The sequence below is a fragment of the Paracoccus methylarcula genome (assembly GCF_003007735.2).
Lineage (GTDB): Bacteria > Pseudomonadota > Alphaproteobacteria > Rhodobacterales > Rhodobacteraceae > Paracoccus > Paracoccus methylarcula.
Window position 1 is genome coordinate 313,038 of record NZ_PXNQ02000003.1, and the last position, 15,921, is coordinate 328,958.

The following is a 15,921-nucleotide window of genomic DNA, read 5'->3' on the forward strand; positions in this document are numbered from 1 at the left end:
CGGGTAATCAGCCATAAAGTTCCTCGCAGCTAAGCACACCATTCTTGATCGGATCATAGCCGGGCAAGGCACCGGCCTTGCGACCGGTGTAACCGTGAATCAGATTGATCAGGATGCTCTCCAGGGAGCCAAACATTCTTTCGAGGAAGGGCTTGTCAACACCGTGATAGGTGCGGGCGTCATGACTTTGGCCGCCAATCCCGAGCGTGGCGGCTTTTACCGCGGCGTTCCGGATGCCGTAACCATTGTCGCCCTTGAGACTGCCAATACCCACCGGTGGCATTGGATCGCATTCGCAGCCATACATGACCTTTTCGCGGGTCTTATCTCGCGTTACCATGCGCAGGGCTTCAAGGGTCGCTTCCTTCGACGGATTGCAGGTCAATACCCAGGCCAGCGGCATGCGTGTCGCGACATCGAGCGCCAAAACCAGCCAGAGTCGGGTGCGAATAATTTCCTCGATCTCCTCCAGTGCAGCTTGATCTTTACTGCTCAATCGCTCCCACCAGCCTTTTTTCTTGGCCACGGTGATGAGTGACAATTTGCATTCATCGATTTCGATGAACTCGCCGATCATCAGCGCCCGCGTATCGGTTATGCCGCGAGAGCGGTTATTGGCCACGGCACGCTCACCATCCCGGGCGATGGCGAGGGCAGTTGACCCGATCATCTTGATATGATCGGCCATAGTCTTGTGGGTGACCGGTTTCAGCGGCTTTAGACCGTTCAGCTTGCGCTTCGCATTTTCTTCCGCGGTCAGGGTACGCAGTTGTCTAAGCACGGCCGAGACATTAGGCTTTTTCAGATCGAGATGGATCTGTTCGATGGCCTCGGTCATCAGCTCGCGCATCTTTGTCAGGATGCGCGAAGACCGGTTGCCGCGAAGCCAAGCCTGATCGACGAGCGCCATCTCATCGTGGCCGGACTCGATATAGCGCTGCCGATATTTCAGAATGGTTCGACCATGCGGCATGAACGCAACCAGCCTGGTCGATCCACCGCGCGGTGCCAGATTGATGGGCCGGACCTTGTAAAGCTGACCTGCGACCTCGCGAATGATCCTACGGTTGGAATTCTTGTTGAGTGCAGCTGCTGTGACCTTCAGGCCGGTCTCCACTAGATAATCGACTCCGGCAATAATCGCCTTCCGCAAGTCGATCTGATCCTGCAGTTCCTCCGACAATTGCTGCCGGTAGTGCAGGCCACCTTGTCGAATACGCGCTGCGGCAGGAGAATCGGTGAGCCTGTCGATTGTCGATGTGCCGGGCAGCTTCAGAAGACCCAATAACTCTTTGTAACTCAGGATTTCGACCGATCCGGTTTCAACATGCTCGGCGCGATAACTGCCGTCGCCGTTGGGATAGACGGTGCGGGTGTTGCCCGCAGTTTTAATACGCTGACCAGCGGGAATAATGTAATTCATCTTCATAGCTCTGTTTTCCATATACGGGAGTGTTGACAGATGACGGCGTTCATATCGGCGTTGAGTTTCTTGGCCGCGATCAAGCGCAAGCAGGATCGAAAGATCCGCGCTGGCTGCAGGTCGAGATGCGGGGCGAGATCGGAGATCCGCCACAGCGTTTTGAGGTTGTGGACAGCCTCCTCAACCAGCCGATCCGAAACCGGATCAGGCGGCTCGAAAGCCATCAACCGGTGCATGCGGTGCAGGTTTTCGCGACGCGAACGGGAATAGGCGTCCGCTTCGACTTGTACGAATTCATGGGCTTCGTGATGCGGCACAGCATCTGCGATTGCATCGATCTCTTCTTGAACCCATGGTTTCTTAAGGCTTTCGGCGTTTCGTACGAAAACGAAGCGCGTACGCCCCGATCTGTAGATGAAACGGAGATCAATCGTATGCAGCGCGGTCGTGCCGCATAAGCGCCGATAAGGAAACTGCAACGGCTGGAATTCGACATCGATAATGTCGGGATCGATCAGTGCTTCCTCGGCAACCGCGAGTTCGGCACCACTCTCGGCCAGACCAACCTTCGGCTGCCAGTGATTGATTTCGGTCTTGTAGGTCAGGCTGACCTTGTGCGAAGTATTGCTCGCCGTGATCGGGTTGCGAACGCCTGCGAATGGCAGGACACCATGGATATCTGGCAGTGTGATCTTGCCCGCTGAACGCAGCCTGGGCTGGCCATAATTCCAGGTGTCGTGATCGATTTCCATGAAGGATTCGCTCATGCTGCACCTCCGGCGTCGATGTTGTCGGGAATATTGGGCTCGGCTTCTAGCGGTCGGGCAAAACGTGTATCCTCCACCCCCAGAAGCCGCGCCAATTGTTCTCCGCCAGGTAGTCGGGAGATCCGCTCGATGGCGTGACGTTCAAAAACCGGCTTCACGCCGCGCTCGGCCAGAAGTGGGAATACGCCTTGCTCCTCGATGAAGGCGAGGGTGGTGATATACTGCGCCTTGCGGGTTCCCGAGAGCGCCCGAACGACGACATGGTTTCTGGCGAAGCGCTCGAGATCTGCCCGGGAGATCAAACGCAACGGACGATTGGCAAGCCGGGAGTCAACACTGCGCGATGCGAGATGCCCTGACGTGATCAATGCCTTGACCGTTGGCACATCGGCCGCCAGCAACCTGGCGGCTTCGGTCATGTTCACCATATCCAGCGGGATGGCGTCCAGCAGTTCCTTGATCTCGGAAACCGATACGAGGAACTCCGCGAGTAGAAACGGATCCGGTTGAGAGGAAACCAGCTCTAGGTTGCCCGCGAAGACCTGCTGGATGACCCAGGCTGTGGAGCAATGACAGTTTGCCGCCACCTTAGTGATCGGTTTCCATCGCCGTCCGGGCCGCAGCACATGATGTGTTGCAGCCTGCAGGTTGCGAATGAACCTCATCACCTCATCTTGGTGAAACATCGGCATGCCGCCATCGACAGGGAAGTAGTTTCTGAGCAGTTTCAACTCGCGGAGCCGATCCATGACAAATCGATCGGCTCCGATCACGGCACGGGTTACGCTCATCGATGACAGCTTGCGGAGCTCGGCGGCGATCTTCTCCATATTGTCGCGCCTGAACAGCAGGTTTCGATCAGTATCGTTATTATGCTGCGGATTTGTCAGCAGGCCTTCCATGCGTAGCTTTCGGGTCAGTTGCGAAATCGGGACGTTAAAATGCCGGCTTGCCGTCAGCACCGTGAACATCCGTGTTTCATTGCAAATCTCGCCCAGGATCGAGGTGCCCGGGGCGATCCTGAAATTGTCGAGGATGAATTCGCGGACGATGCAGCGAATTTCGTCGAATTCGGGATCCCTGCGGCGTTCGCGCAAGCAAGTGAGTACCGGCCCGTAAATCTTGCCGTAGCTACCACGATCGGAACCGGCCTGATCGCGTATATCCCCAAGCAGACTCAGTAATGCTTGGGGACCGGATTTGAGGATTTCGAAACCCACATGCCCGGCTGCAATTAAAGCCGCTGCATCCTGGTCGGGGATCCTTGCTTTCGGCCCCTTGGTCAGCAGGATGCCTAAGGCCTCTGAGAACAGCCAGGCGACGTGAAACGCTTGACGATCGATCCATTCACTGCTGATGCCTTTCTGAATCCTGGAAAGGAGGTAATCCTCAAGGGCGTGGCGGTCATTTTGAGCTCTGGTTATCTCACTCGGAGCCCAGGATCTTACAATGGCAGTGAAATCCAGCGATTCTGAATGCCGGCCCGGATATTTGGGCCGTTCCAATACGAGGTCATGTTTTCGGCAGCGGCGGAACGCAGCTACCTGCCATGTATAACGCTGCCATGGACCGAAATGTGGCTCATCCGCCTCATCTTCGGCGACACACAACGGGCAAATCTGTCCGCCTCCGCGCAGGAGGGCGGTGAATTTCAACCGTTCGCGACCGAGCTGGAACCAGTCATGCTCGATCAGCCGTGGTGTGTGAAATAGGATCGGCGCGGAATCACAACCAATCAAATCTGTCACCTGCACAACGGCTTGAGGCACGCCGTGGCATACATCGGCATAGGGAATTGCCATGTCGCGGCACAATGCCCGCATGCTGACGCCATTGCGGAGCGCAATCCGCGACGCAAGCGAGGTGCCGGTCTCGCCTTCTGTTGTTTTAACGGTAAGTGCGAGTTTTCCTCGATCCCGAGGGCGGGATATTTCGGGATGAGTGCCGTCGTTCACCGTCTTGCAACGGTGCTCTACATCAATCTTTATCATGTTTTCTTGGACCTACTGACAGGCCAGAAGAAGCTGGCGAGTCAGTAGGCACTTCTCCATTGTACTGAAAATCGGAGCCCGGCGCCGGTCAGTACGGCGCACATGCTTGACTTTTGAGGCAATTCGGAGGAAGCTCAACTCGTCGGAGGTTCGAATTTCGACAAGCAAGCGACCTCATAAGCAACGCTTTAGGGGTCGTTTCGCTTTTTATGAAATCATCGTTCACCTCTTTCCATGGTGGGATAGCGCTCGGGCCAGATTTCCTCTGGTCTTTTAAGCAACTTGGATGCGATAGCTTCCTCGACCCGCCGTGAGCGCGAGTAACCCGCGCAAGCAGAACCAACGCTGGCATGCGAGATGCCGAGTTCCCGTCCGACCTGTGCCAACGAGGAGCCGGCTATCCGCAATTCCGCTTTCACGAGTTCGTGAGTGCGCATATTTATTAGGCGAGCCATTATATTATGCCATCTGATCGTGCCTTCCAACTAAGGCTTTCACATCCGCCGGTGATTTGGCAACACAAATGATTCGGCGGCTGAATTTTAACTTGGCAGCAGAGTCAATCGTGAAAATCTGGCTTTTGAACTGTGTAGGCGTTTGGTTGTAAAATCGGTATTTGAATAGCGCTGCACGACCTAAGATGTTGATCAAACGCAACCCTCTGATTGCACGCCAAAGCTCCCAAGTTCTGATAAGAAATATTCCGGCAGTTTATTGATTATAAAAAGTGTTTTACATTCGCACATCGAAAAGACGTGCGCCGCTTTGGCAAAGTGAGTGGTCATTCTCCATGTCTGAATATCACGAAAAAGTGATAGCTCCACGGTAAGGCACCCACGAATTGCGTGGCATATGTTTCCTATTTGTTCTAATATTGATACAAGCATCAAGGAACTATCCGGGGAGTCCGGACATATGGAAAAATGGTATTGGCTTCACCCATGGGCGTGAAAGACGGGCGAAAGTTTTCGCCAATAGCGGGTGAAAATTGTCCAAACCTGCAGCAACGTTTGCGATATGCCAGAAGGGTTGCGCGGCACACCCCTACAGAGTTCGTCGTCAATAAGATTGTGGAGTTGGGCGACCAGCCTGTCATGGTCATGAGAGTTGTTGCCGATTTACGCGAAAGAGGAATAGGACTGCGTGCAATTGCCGACGGAATAGATACGATGCAGTCGACGGAGGTCATTGTGCCGCGCCTTTTGTTTATCCTTTCGGAGATGGAGCGGGTGGAGACCAGAATGCGAACAAGTGAAGCCGTCCGACATGCACAATCCGAGGGGATCGTTTGTGGGCGACCATTTACGATGACACCAGAGCGGCAGGCCATTGCAGTCCGAATGCTGGCGCAAGGTAAGTCTGGACGTGAGGTGCTCGATGTTGTCAAAGCGATCCGCGGCCCGAACATTAGCCGGTCGGCGTATTACTTGTGGCAGAAGCGCCGGATGATCGATCAGCAATCACCGGGAGCACGACCAAGTGTTGCATCTTCGTCGTCGTCGACCACGGAAAGCCGCTGCTCCGAATGCAAGTCAAGCCGAAAGTGACATAGGATGCGGGGCGAACGGAGGACCGGGCACCCATCGACGCGAGATGCTTCAGCTGTAATATCCCCATACCTAAGCAGGGATTCTCAGAATGACAGACAAGCAACCCGCCTCACAAGACGTGCTCACCCAAAGGCGTGCTCACCTCGCCACCATCAATGACGTCTTGTCTATTGTCAGCAAGCTGTCTTTCACTGGTGGCTTCCTTGCCGTCGTCTGGTACTGTTGCTTCGCCGAGGGTATCGGCTTTCCGATCAACAGTTTGTCGCAAGCTGTCAGCACTTTTGCGGTCGCTTTTGTCCTGGTGCTGCTGCTTGGCCTGCTGATTGGCGTCAGCTACCTAGTCATTCAGCCTGCTCTATTCCTTCGCGCCGGTTTCAAACGACATTCAAATGGCGAGCAGTTTTGGGCCGCAAGCGTGGATGCGTGGCTACTGCTTGTTATGGGTTCGTCCTTCGCCATCGTTCTGGCAATCCCAATCTCAATGGGTTGGAAAGCAATTGGCATTCCAAACTTGCTCCTTGGCGCAACAGCCGTCTGCGGCTCAGGCCTGCTCCTGCATCGCCTTACTGCACCCCGAGACACGTCTCTCCCACTCGATTTCATGCTGATTGCACCGGGGATCATACTTTCTTTGTTGCTGATGACTTTTGGAGGTCAGCTTATCCCCGCCGCGATGACCGCTCTCGGGATCCGCTCGAAGCCCGGTCAATTGGTTACCATTGCTTCAGATTCTCATGAGCGGGTTCAGGCGCTGGCCAAGGCCGAGGCGCTAACACTTGAGGCCGAGCAGATCGGTAAAGACCAGTGGCTCTACCCAAAAGCGACTGTGCTCTGGAGCGGACTTGGTGGGCCAGCCACGGTCAAGTTCACCGACGAACGCCACGATCTGCGCATTACCCTGCCAGAAGAAGACGTGCACGTCTCTTCTATTGAGACGCGCAGGCCGATGCGCGTAACGGTGCCTCCGGCGAAAGCCGCCGAAGCTACTCCGCAAGCGGTGCAAAGACCCCATGCTTCAATAAAACAATGACTTAGGGATACTGCTGCCACCTGATAATGGAGGTGGTGATGCTCGATGGAGCAGCCAAAGGCCTCCTCGATCCGCTTGCGCTGTTTCAAGGACAGGGCATAGCCCTTGTGCCGGGTGGTGCGGCGATCGATTGCTGAATAACGCGCCTTTCGTGCGACATGCGGTGTGACGCAGGCCTGACGCAGATCGGCGACGAACCCGGCGGCATCAAAGCCCTTGTCTCCCCCAAGTGTCAGTCGCCGGGTCGATCCCGGAGATTGGAGATGGATCATGTCGAGAGCGGCCCGACGCTCGGCTTCGGGTCAGGTCGCCCTCCACGACCAGACCATTTCGGTTCTCCATCAGTGCATGGCCCATGTAGCACAGCATCACCCCGGTGCCGGGGGATTTCTTGTAGAGCCGCGCATCCGGGTCGGTGGTCGAGGCATGGGTGGCGTTGGAACGCTTCTCGCCCCGGAAGTTGACTTCGGCATTGCGGCTCTGGTGATTGCTGCGGGGCATCGGGGCGGTCTCGGGTTCGTTCGGTTCGCCGCCCGCTTGTACGAATTTCGGCACTCGATCGCATGAAGATTCGACAGTTGATCCGGTCAACAAAGTTGGAACCCAAACGGTAGCGAAGGCGAGAAGCGCGTAGACATCAAGTATAGCAGCGCTACTTGCCTTCGCGGTTATTGATCTTGCTGCTCAGAGCCGTGCTCAAGGTGAGTCCAAAGAGTCAGAGTCGATCGCGATGATAAGATCTTCCCGTTTTGGGAAATTCTGCATTGACTTTGCCGCCGTCCTCCCCCATATTCCCAATTCGGGAACACGGAGGGCAGATGCGGATCATTGCTCGCAGCAACATCACCAGGTTCGGCGCAAGGAACCCGATGGCGCGCGCTTCGCTGGAGCATTGGTATCGCATTACTGCCGCATCTTCGTGGAATACGGCAGCCGAGGTGCAGGCGTCATTCACGAAAGCCAAGGTGCTGAACGCCGAGCGCGTTCGGTTCGAGATTAGCGGCGGTGATTTCCGCCTGATTTGTGCGTTCGACTTTCGTCGTCAGGTGGCCTTTGTGAAATTCATCGGCACGCATGCCGAGTATGATAAGATCGACGCGCTGACTGTGGCGCAATACTGAGAGGAACGGAGCTATGGATATTCGCCCCATCCGTACCGATGAGGACCACAAGAAGGCTCTTGAGCGCATTGATGCACTCTGGGGTGCCGAAACCGGCACACCGGAAGGTGACGAACTGGACCTGCTCTTTGACCTCGTGGAACACTATGAAGAACATCACTTCCCGATCGAGCCTGTGGAACCTATCGAACTCCTGACGGCCCATATGGAAGCAACGGGCCGCACTCAGGCCGATCTGGCTGCCGTTATCGGCTCGCGGCCTCGCGCGTCTGAGATCCTCAATAAACGGCGCGCTCTGACCGTAGACATGATCCACAAGATCAATGTTGCGTGGGCCATCCCCGCCGATTGTCTCGTGCGGCCCTATCATCTGGAACCGGCATGACAGTGGTCACCAGCGTCTAGCAGGTCCGTATTCAACCTGTACCCTAAGTACGTTTTCGCCCCACCTTCATCTTCATTGGGTTGCATAGACTTACGTTGAACCATCATAAAGGAACGGTCGGCCCCTCCTGGGCTTGACGACATTGCGCAGAAATTGGGGTGGAGAAAAATGTATACTGCCGAGATCAGCCGGACCAATCCAACGGCATTCTTATTTGTCATCGACCAATCCGGCTCCATGGATGAAATTATGGAAACGGAGCAAACCAAGGCACGGTTTGTCGCTGATGTCCTGAACAAAACGCTTTACCAACTCATCATTCGTTGCACTCGCGCGGAAGGGGTCAGAGACTATTTCGACGTTGGCGTTATCGCATATGGCGACTCAATCCGCTCGGGCTTTGCCGGTGCGCTTGCGGGCAAGATTCTGCATCCCCTTTCTGACGTCGAAGCCAATCCCTTGCGTATCGAAGAGCGGGTGAAGCGCGTCTCGGACGGAGCCGGCGGGCTGGTCGATCAGCCGACTAAATTTCCCGTGTGGTTCGATCCTACCAGTTCGGGCGGAACCCCTATGACCGCTGCCATGCGAACGGCGGCGGAGGCCATTGCTGAATGGTGTGATTCACATCAAAACTCCTATCCACCGACGATCATCCATGTCACCGATGGGGCTTCAACAGATGGCGACCCGTCCGAGATTGTGACTGCACTCAAGCAGATGTCTACCAATGACGGCGAATGTCTGCTTTTTAATCTTCATATTTCCACCGCTGGTGGTCAGCCCTCCGTCTTTCCGTCATCCGAAAGCGGACTCGATGAACATGGGCGGCTTTTATTCCGGCTTTCGAGCGGATTTCCCGAGCATCTGGTGCAGGCGGCGCGGGAAAAGGAGTACGACAGCGTGAGCAGCGAATCTCGCTTCTTCGGTTACAAAGCCGGTTATGAGGCCATAGTTGACTTCTTCGACATAGGCACCCGGGCCAGCAACCTCCGGTGATGTTATGCGCCTTCTGAATCGTTGGACGGTCGGGAAGCAGTTAACCGAGCCCCACCTGAACGAAGATGCGGCTAAGGCCGATAGCCCAAAAGGCATTTTCGTTATCAGTGACGGAGCATCAGAATCGTTCGCATCACGTCGGTGGGCTCGCGTACTCGTTAAGCATTATGCCCGGCGTCCAGTCATAGATGCAGATTGGCTGACTCAGGCTATTGGCGAATATGCGGCCGTCTTCGACCGGGAGTCGATGTCCTGGAGCGCGCAGGCGGCTTATGATAGAGGGAGTTTCGCGACTCTCTTGGGCGTCCAGTTCGATCCTGACGGTGTGTTAATCTTGGGTGTGGGAGATTCTCTGGCCGTGCTAGACGATGGCGTGGAAATCCGCGCAACTTTTCCGTATTGTGAACCAAGACAATTCAGAACCAATCCGCTATTGCTTTCAACGATCCCGGACCGCAATGCCGTGATCCTCGGGGCCGACAATTCGACACGCTGGAACGTGGAGGGGGTAGAGGCTCCCAAGATCTACTGCATGACCGACGCGATAGGCGCTTGGCTATTGTCCGCGCGCGTCGAGCGTATGAACCGCTTGCGGATGTTACAGAATCGGAGAGAGTTCGTCGCCCTAGTTGAAACAGCCAGGGCCGACGGAACAATGCGGCGGGATGACACGACGTTACTCGTGATCGGCTAGGGGGTCACCATGTCTGCATATCCGACCATGGATCAATACAACGACGCGGTTCAGCACCCAAAAGTCGCGTTCAGTGATCCAGTTCTGCAGGTTGCCAAAATCGCGACTAATGGGATGGGATTGCCGATTGCGTTGGGCGGGGGCTTTGCGCTCACCTACACGGCGACATCTCAGGGACGGAAATATGCAGTTCGATGTTTCCATAAGGAAGCGAAAGGCCTAGAAGCCCGATACGGTTATGTTGACAAGGGCCTCCGTGCAGCGGGGGAAACCTACTTCGTTGGTTTCGAGTATCAGCCCACCGGCGTATTGATAAACGGGAAGCGTTTCCCGATAGTCAAAATGGATTGGGTAGAGGGTGACACCCTCGGATCCTTCCTGGAAGATAACTACAGCAACAGGGACCGTATAGATAGGCTGCGCGTGCAGTTTGGAGACCTTGAGCGTTTCCTGCGATCCAAGGGGCTAGCCCACGGCGACCTTCAAAACGGCAATGTGCTGGTGAAGTCGGACCTGAAGCTAATCGACTACGACGGTATTTATGTTCCGAACATGCCCCTTGGGCAAGGTGCAGAGCTTGGACACAAGCATTTCCAACACCCAATGCGAGCGGCGTCCGGCTTTGGCCCCGAAATGGATCGGTTTTCGTTTATTGTGATCGATCTGAGTCTTCGGGCAATTTCCCAAGATCCTGAACTTTTTTCCAAGTATTCCAATGGAGAAAACATCGTCTTTACGGCAAACGACTTCTTTGATCCGAGAAGATCGGCTGCTTTTGCCGATTTGAAGGCAATTCCAGCCCTTGCCCGCGATGCGAGTAACTTCGCAAGTATCTGTGCAGCACCGTTGAAGGGCGTCCCTACTCTTGAAGAATTCCTCGCAGGGCGGAGCATCCCTGCCGCGCCGTTTATCATCCGCTCCCCTGCCGGACCTGAGTATTCCAAGCGATCGACGGCCTATATCGGTGCTTATGATGTGGTAGACGCCACAAGTTTTGCAGCCGTGTCCAAGCAGGTAGGCAACCGCATTGAGCTGGTTGGTCGGGTTAAAAAAGTGCTCACTGCAAAGACGAAATATGGAAAACCCTACTGCTTTCTCTTCTTCGACAACTCCCGCCAGAGCGTTAAGCTGAATATCTGGAGTGAAGGGTTAGCGAAGTTGTCCCAAACCCCTTCACAGACGTGGGTCGGAGCATGGCTAAGCGTACAGGGACTGGTCGATCCAGCATATACCGGAAAGCACGGAACATCGTTGTCGATCACGATCACAGCCAATAGTCAAGTTCGTAAAATCACCGAAACGGAGGCGCGTCACCGGCTTAGAGCCCCTGCCAGTTCAAGATCGCGCGGCAGAGACAACCGATCAATTCTGGATGATATTTCCTCACCATCCGCACCGCGCAGCACTCTTGCAAGAGGCACGGCAGGTATAAGTAGAAGGCCAGCCCCAAATACTCTCGTCACCCCTATGAGTAAGAATCAAGGCCTGCTGAAGAAAATCGGCTCTGCACCCAGTACTTCACCGCGACACCAATCAATATCCACCCGTACTCCCGTTGGTAGCTCTCCGCCAGCAAAGGGTGGATTGCCCTGGTGGGTTTGGGCGATAGGCGGAATTCTCTTGTTTCTCTGGCTTTCTGGATGATGGTCGAAGCGATTTGCATCAGATGTATGGAGATTCATTCCGGAGGAGGATAGAAAATTATGGCCGTCCACGAACGTTCTCCAAGCCACAAGGCAGACCTGAATGATCCTGAAGAGCTAGCGTTGCTTGATGCCGCTATTGTTGCTCTTAGGAGCGTCATTTTTTTTGAAGTCGAACCCGAAAGTCTTCTTCCCGATGTCAACGCTGCTCAGATCTTCCAGAACCTGTGCGCGATGCAGATCGAATATTGTCGCGCGATTCGCCAACTAACAATCGACGGTCACATTCTACCAGCGGCAGCACTGCTTCGTACTGTTTTGGAAGTAAGTACACGATTCGCATGGGCATCTATAAATTTTCCACAGCGCAAGCACTATTATTTGGAACAGAAGAGGTTCGCCGGCATGGCCTCTATGATGAATGAACTCGCGTGGAATGGCGCTTACGAGAAACTATACGGTCCCCTTTGCGATTTCACTCATGCGAATTACGGCATCGCAGATTTGCAAAGAGAGAACGTTAGAGTAGACGCGCTTGATATAGAAGATTTAGACAGAGCGCTGGCGTTTATTCCGATATTTGATGAGGTGGGGAAGATTGATCATTTAAGTGCGGATATAGAGATGCCCCCCAATAAGCTGCTTTCACGGTTTGGACAAAAATTATCTGTTCGAGCGTTTGACTTCGTTGTGACAATGCTTATACGCGGCGCCGGGGTATATGCGGACTCGAAACCGTGGTGGCATAATCGCCTCATGCACGAATGGGATCGGCTTGCTTCCAATTTTCATAAAGAGATGCCCATTCTTTGGTATTGGGAACGCCAGCGTCTCATAGTGCATCGAAAAGAAGGATGGTTCAATTTTGACCCCGGCGCAGCTTAAGCGCGGTTTTCAGAAAAATCCGGGCAGGGACTACGGTAAATCTCGAAGCCAATTGAAGATTAGATTGGATTTTTTACGCGGTCGCTTCCCGCTCGGCCAACTTCAAGGCGCGGCAACCTTATCGAAACGAAAAACGTGGAACAGCAAGAGGCAATGGGTTTTCCTGATGGCTAGAAGTCTCGGCCCGCATGGGGCGTTTAGCCGATTTTACACGTGACAGCAGCGAATTAGCCTGCCAGAGTGCAAAGGGTCATGGCAAAAGCAATAATGTAATGTTCCGCGTTGATCGTCAGAAAAACCGTATGTCGCCGCTGCCCCGTGCCCGCTTTGCGGATTTACAACTTCGCGAGCGTCAACATCTGCAGGAATGGCTGGTGCATCAGCCCGACGCGCTCGGTGAGCCGCTGCTGATCATCACCAAGGAGTTCGACCGTTTCGAGGAAACCAGCGAACGGCTGGACGTGCTTGCATTGGACCGCCATCGCAACCTGGTGGTGATCGAGAACAAGCTGGACGATTCCGGTCGTGACGTGACTTGGCAAGCACTGAAATACACGGCCTATGTCTCAACAATGAGCACAGCGGAACTCGTTCAGGTACATCAGGACTATCTAACCCGCTATTGCAACGGCGGATCGGCTGCGGACAGTATTTGCGCGTTTCTGGGCGAGGATTCAGTGGATGATCTGATCCTAAACCCCGGCAACGGCCAACGTATTATATTTGTTGCCGCCAATTTTCGACCCGAGGTGACGGCGACAGTGCTGTGGCTGATCAATCGCGGGATCGCTGTTCAGTGCTTTACCGTGTCCCCTTATCTGTTTGGAGAAGAGCTGTTCGTCGATGTGCAGCAGGTGCTGCCGCCACCAAACGCTGAAAGCTATATGGTAAAAGTGGCGTCGAAAGAAGTTGAGGAATCAGCAAGCAACGATGCCGGGCAGCGCCGATATGCCTTGCGGCGCGAGTTTTGGGCACTTCTGCTTGAACAGCTTCGACGGGATGGCGTGTCGATGTTCGATGGGGTGAATCCGTCCAAAGAGAACTGGATCACAGCCGGGTCGGGCGTTGGCAGCGCACCTTTCGGGATCGCGTTTACGCAGCGCGAGGCAAGGGTTGAGCTTGTCTTATGGAAAGCCGACAAGGCGGAAAACGTCCGGATTTTCGACGGCCTTGCCGCACGAAAAGAGGAAATAGAGCGGGAGTTCGGCGGGCAGATGGAATGGCTCAATGATCCACAACTGCTGCAGTGTAAGATTCTTGTACGTCATCCTTTCGAAGGCTTCGATCGGGAAAGTTGGCCTCGGATGGCGGAATGGATGTCCTCGACTTTTGAACAGTTTGCGCGAACGTTGAAAGGCCCTCTCAATGAAATCGGCAATAGATACTGAGCGGTTTTCGCCGCATGTATCCTGAAACGAGGCCTTGGAGAGAAACATGCGTCACAGAATTAGTGCCGAAATCGTTCTGAAGGGCGTCCGCCTCGAGGATGCGCAGGAGCAGCTCGGTGATCCGAAGGATTTGGAGGAGGGCAATAATCACATCAGCTTAAACGTGGACAAACTTTATGCAGGGCACGACATAGCTGATGATTACGGCATTCGTAAATTTTGTGGATGGCTGTCGATGGGTATCGTCAGCGGCCCGGTCCCTACAAACGGTTTTGGTGACGCTAGCACGGTCGTTTATGTGACCGTCATGGCTGCAGAGGAGTTCCCGAAGGTGGAGGTCGCGGCAGAGTTGCGCAGGGCAATGCGCGATATCGCATGGTTTTTTCGAAAAGATGCCGTATTTCTCGTCAGTGACAGCGATCGCGATTTCACTGAATACGGCGTGTTTAGCTGCGCACCCGGCTCTGGCTCACGTTATGGCCCTGCACTGTAGAAATCCTCATAATTCTGCCGCCAAGCACGAGGATCATAGAAGCCTTCTGCCCTACTCGAACGATAGGGGCAAGCATCGTCCAAGACAATCAAGGCACGCTTTGCTGCGCCGTCGCCATGCCGAAGTACCAGCCCCCAGAGGGGGAGTGATCAAGCCCCGCTCCCAAACTTTGCGCAGCTATATCACTTAGCCTTTGACCTTTCCTCTGGAAAACCATGCATCTTGAAAAGATCATCCAGTAGTGGTGAAACGTGAGCGTCCGGTGAAGCCGCCCTGCTGGAGTGTCGGGATTGGTGCTGGTGTCCACCATCGATAGTGGACACCAAGATGCACTCTATCGCCCCCCCCCGCACTCAGGCGGCGTCCGAAGCTTGTTCTGTTATGAGTTCGGCGTAATTCCACGGAAGCAGCTCATCGAGGCGGGTCATTTTCTGATCGGCAATGCGCCCCAGAATCCATGTCAGCCAGGCCTGCGGATCAACGCCATTGAGCCTTGCCGTTTATACCGATTGGCGAACTATGCCGAGCCGGGACATTTTTTCTCGTTCAGATAGTGATCTAGCGGTGCCCTGTTCGCCATAGTTCTACGTTTCTCCACCGCAGTTGATGCAAAGGAGAGAAGCTATGGAAGTAATTCATTATCTGGAGCGCAGCCGTCTTTTCCGTACCTTGGTTCATGGTCCGCACGGCGAGTTTGCGCGTGTTGTTGCTGACCGGTTGTTAGCCGATCAGTTGAGCAAGCAGTGCACGATGCGCTCGCTGCGGCTGTTTCGGGAACTCATGGATTGGCATGTAGGCTACGGGAATCGCGCTTCCAACTGCGCAAGCTGCTGCGTGATAGCGTTGGTCATGACCGAGTCTTGGACCCCGCCTAGGACGACATCACGGCCGATCTGCAAGGCGCGTGTCTGTGTCGTCCGTGTCGTATGGGCAGCCGCTTCTACGGCCGCTTCATTCGCTATCGCCCGCAACCTCGGATCGGTGAACGTCGCTGCAATCCCCGCCTCGATGGCCTGCCGTTGGAGGGCTGCCCGACCCGCCGCCGTGGCCGCCACAATCCCCCCATAGGCCGCGAGGGCCTGCGGAACCGAACCTCCTAAAGCGAAGCCGGCAGCACCGCCGGGGATGCCGTGACCGAACCCTGCGCGACCACCCATCCCGCGACCACCCCCGCCAACAACCGGAGCCCCGACCCTCGGGACATTACCCGTCTGAACGACATTAACCCGTTGGGTAATCGGACGGGAAGCTGTTGCCCGCAACTGCCGGAAACGGCGTTCGAGGGCGTCGATGTCCCGGGTTGCCTTCTGCAATCCCATAGGACGGAATTGGATGGAATTCAGCGTCCGGGCAAGAGCCATGCCGGTCCTGTTCAGAGACCCCATTTCCCGGTCCAGACGCTTGATGCCTTGGATGGTCTTTTGCAACTCGGTCCGGTTCAACCGGAGGGTTGCTTGCTCGACAAAACTCGCCATCAGTTAATCCTCCGGGGTTTCTGGGCCATCGCGTTCAAGAGCTCGATTGTCTGGGGGCCACAGCCCAACGCGGTGGCAAC

At 54.9% G+C, this 15,921-nt stretch carries 15 protein-coding genes and 2 pseudogenes; 10 read left to right on the forward strand and 7 right to left on the reverse strand.

What is annotated here, in order from left to right; all coding sequences use genetic code 11:
* Positions 1 to 7 precede the first annotated feature (7 nt).
* The 4 genes from A7A09_RS06940 to A7A09_RS22060 all read right to left on the reverse strand — a co-directional run bounded on the left by A7A09_RS06940 (position 8) and on the right by A7A09_RS22060 (position 4,636).
* Positions 8 to 1,429 (reverse strand): TnsB C-terminal domain-containing protein, encoded by a 1,422-nt coding sequence (locus A7A09_RS06940; protein ID WP_106690671.1) that lies wholly within the window; start codon positions 1,427 to 1,429, stop codon positions 8 to 10.
* Positions 1,426 to 2,190: a hypothetical protein gene (locus A7A09_RS06945; RefSeq protein ID WP_106690672.1), complete on the reverse strand. Its 765-nt coding sequence runs from the start codon at positions 2,188 to 2,190 to the stop codon at positions 1,426 to 1,428. The genes A7A09_RS06940 and A7A09_RS06945 overlap by 4 nt, the downstream gene beginning before the upstream one ends.
* Complete coding sequence (locus A7A09_RS06950; protein WP_106690673.1) at positions 2,187 to 4,181, reverse strand: TniQ family protein; 1,995 nt, start codon at positions 4,179 to 4,181, stop codon at positions 2,187 to 2,189. Before A7A09_RS06950 ends, A7A09_RS06945 begins: the two co-directional genes overlap by 4 nt.
* 215 nt (positions 4,182 to 4,396) lie before the next feature.
* Positions 4,397 to 4,636 (reverse strand): helix-turn-helix domain-containing protein, encoded by a 240-nt coding sequence (locus A7A09_RS22060; protein WP_106690674.1) that lies wholly within the window; start codon positions 4,634 to 4,636, stop codon positions 4,397 to 4,399.
* A gap of 486 nt (positions 4,637 to 5,122) precedes the next feature.
* Between A7A09_RS22060 and A7A09_RS06960 the strand changes: the two genes are divergently transcribed.
* On the forward strand, positions 5,123 to 5,728 hold the full coding sequence (locus tag A7A09_RS06960) for a recombinase family protein (protein ID WP_170167035.1): 606 nt from the start codon (positions 5,123 to 5,125) through the stop codon (positions 5,726 to 5,728).
* Positions 5,729 to 5,819: 91 nt separating this feature from the next.
* Positions 5,820 to 6,761, forward strand: a complete 942-nt coding sequence (locus A7A09_RS20760) for a hypothetical protein (protein ID WP_170167036.1) — start codon at positions 5,820 to 5,822, stop codon at positions 6,759 to 6,761.
* Between the two features lie 53 nt (positions 6,762 to 6,814).
* Here the strand turns inward: A7A09_RS20760 and A7A09_RS06965 are convergent.
* Positions 6,815 to 7,280, reverse strand: a pseudogene (locus A7A09_RS06965) (transposase); the annotation flags it as partial.
* A gap of 299 nt (positions 7,281 to 7,579) precedes the next feature.
* On the opposite strand from A7A09_RS06965, the gene A7A09_RS06970 reads away from it, so the two are divergent.
* From A7A09_RS06970 to A7A09_RS07005, 8 genes are all read left to right on the forward strand, one after another.
* Positions 7,580 to 7,882: a type II toxin-antitoxin system HigB family toxin gene (locus A7A09_RS06970; protein WP_106690676.1), complete on the forward strand. Its 303-nt coding sequence runs from the start codon at positions 7,580 to 7,582 to the stop codon at positions 7,880 to 7,882.
* Between the two features lie 13 nt (positions 7,883 to 7,895).
* Positions 7,896 to 8,267: a helix-turn-helix domain-containing protein gene (locus tag A7A09_RS06975; protein WP_106690677.1), complete on the forward strand. Its 372-nt coding sequence runs from the start codon at positions 7,896 to 7,898 to the stop codon at positions 8,265 to 8,267.
* A gap of 168 nt (positions 8,268 to 8,435) precedes the next feature.
* Complete coding sequence (locus A7A09_RS06980) at positions 8,436 to 9,263, forward strand: vWA domain-containing protein (RefSeq protein ID WP_106690678.1); 828 nt, start codon at positions 8,436 to 8,438, stop codon at positions 9,261 to 9,263.
* Between the two features lie 4 nt (positions 9,264 to 9,267).
* A complete protein-coding gene (locus A7A09_RS06985; protein WP_106690679.1) occupies positions 9,268 to 9,957 on the forward strand; it encodes a PP2C family serine/threonine-protein phosphatase in 690 nt (229 codons plus the stop codon).
* 9 nt (positions 9,958 to 9,966) lie between these two features.
* A complete protein-coding gene (locus A7A09_RS06990) occupies positions 9,967 to 11,601 on the forward strand; it encodes a protein kinase family protein (RefSeq protein ID WP_148043620.1) in 1,635 nt (544 codons plus the stop codon).
* A gap of 59 nt (positions 11,602 to 11,660) precedes the next feature.
* The gene (locus A7A09_RS06995; RefSeq protein WP_106690681.1) at positions 11,661 to 12,485 is read left to right on the forward strand and encodes a hypothetical protein; all 825 of its coding nucleotides are present in this window, start codon (positions 11,661 to 11,663) and stop codon (positions 12,483 to 12,485) included.
* A 188-nt stretch (positions 12,486 to 12,673) separates the two neighbouring features.
* Positions 12,674 to 13,873, forward strand: a complete 1,200-nt coding sequence (locus A7A09_RS07000) for a DUF4268 domain-containing protein (protein ID WP_106690682.1) — start codon at positions 12,674 to 12,676, stop codon at positions 13,871 to 13,873.
* A 46-nt stretch (positions 13,874 to 13,919) separates the two neighbouring features.
* Positions 13,920 to 14,366, forward strand: coding sequence for a hypothetical protein (locus A7A09_RS07005; RefSeq protein WP_106690683.1), 447 nt, complete (start codon positions 13,920 to 13,922; stop codon positions 14,364 to 14,366).
* A 353-nt stretch (positions 14,367 to 14,719) separates the two neighbouring features.
* Here the strand turns inward: A7A09_RS07005 and A7A09_RS07010 are convergent.
* A pseudogene (locus tag A7A09_RS07010) lies at positions 14,720 to 14,866 on the reverse strand (transposase domain-containing protein); the annotation flags it as partial.
* A gap of 297 nt (positions 14,867 to 15,163) precedes the next feature.
* A complete protein-coding gene (locus A7A09_RS07015) occupies positions 15,164 to 15,841 on the reverse strand; it encodes a hypothetical protein (RefSeq protein WP_106690684.1) in 678 nt (225 codons plus the stop codon).
* Positions 15,842 to 15,921 lie beyond the last annotated feature (80 nt).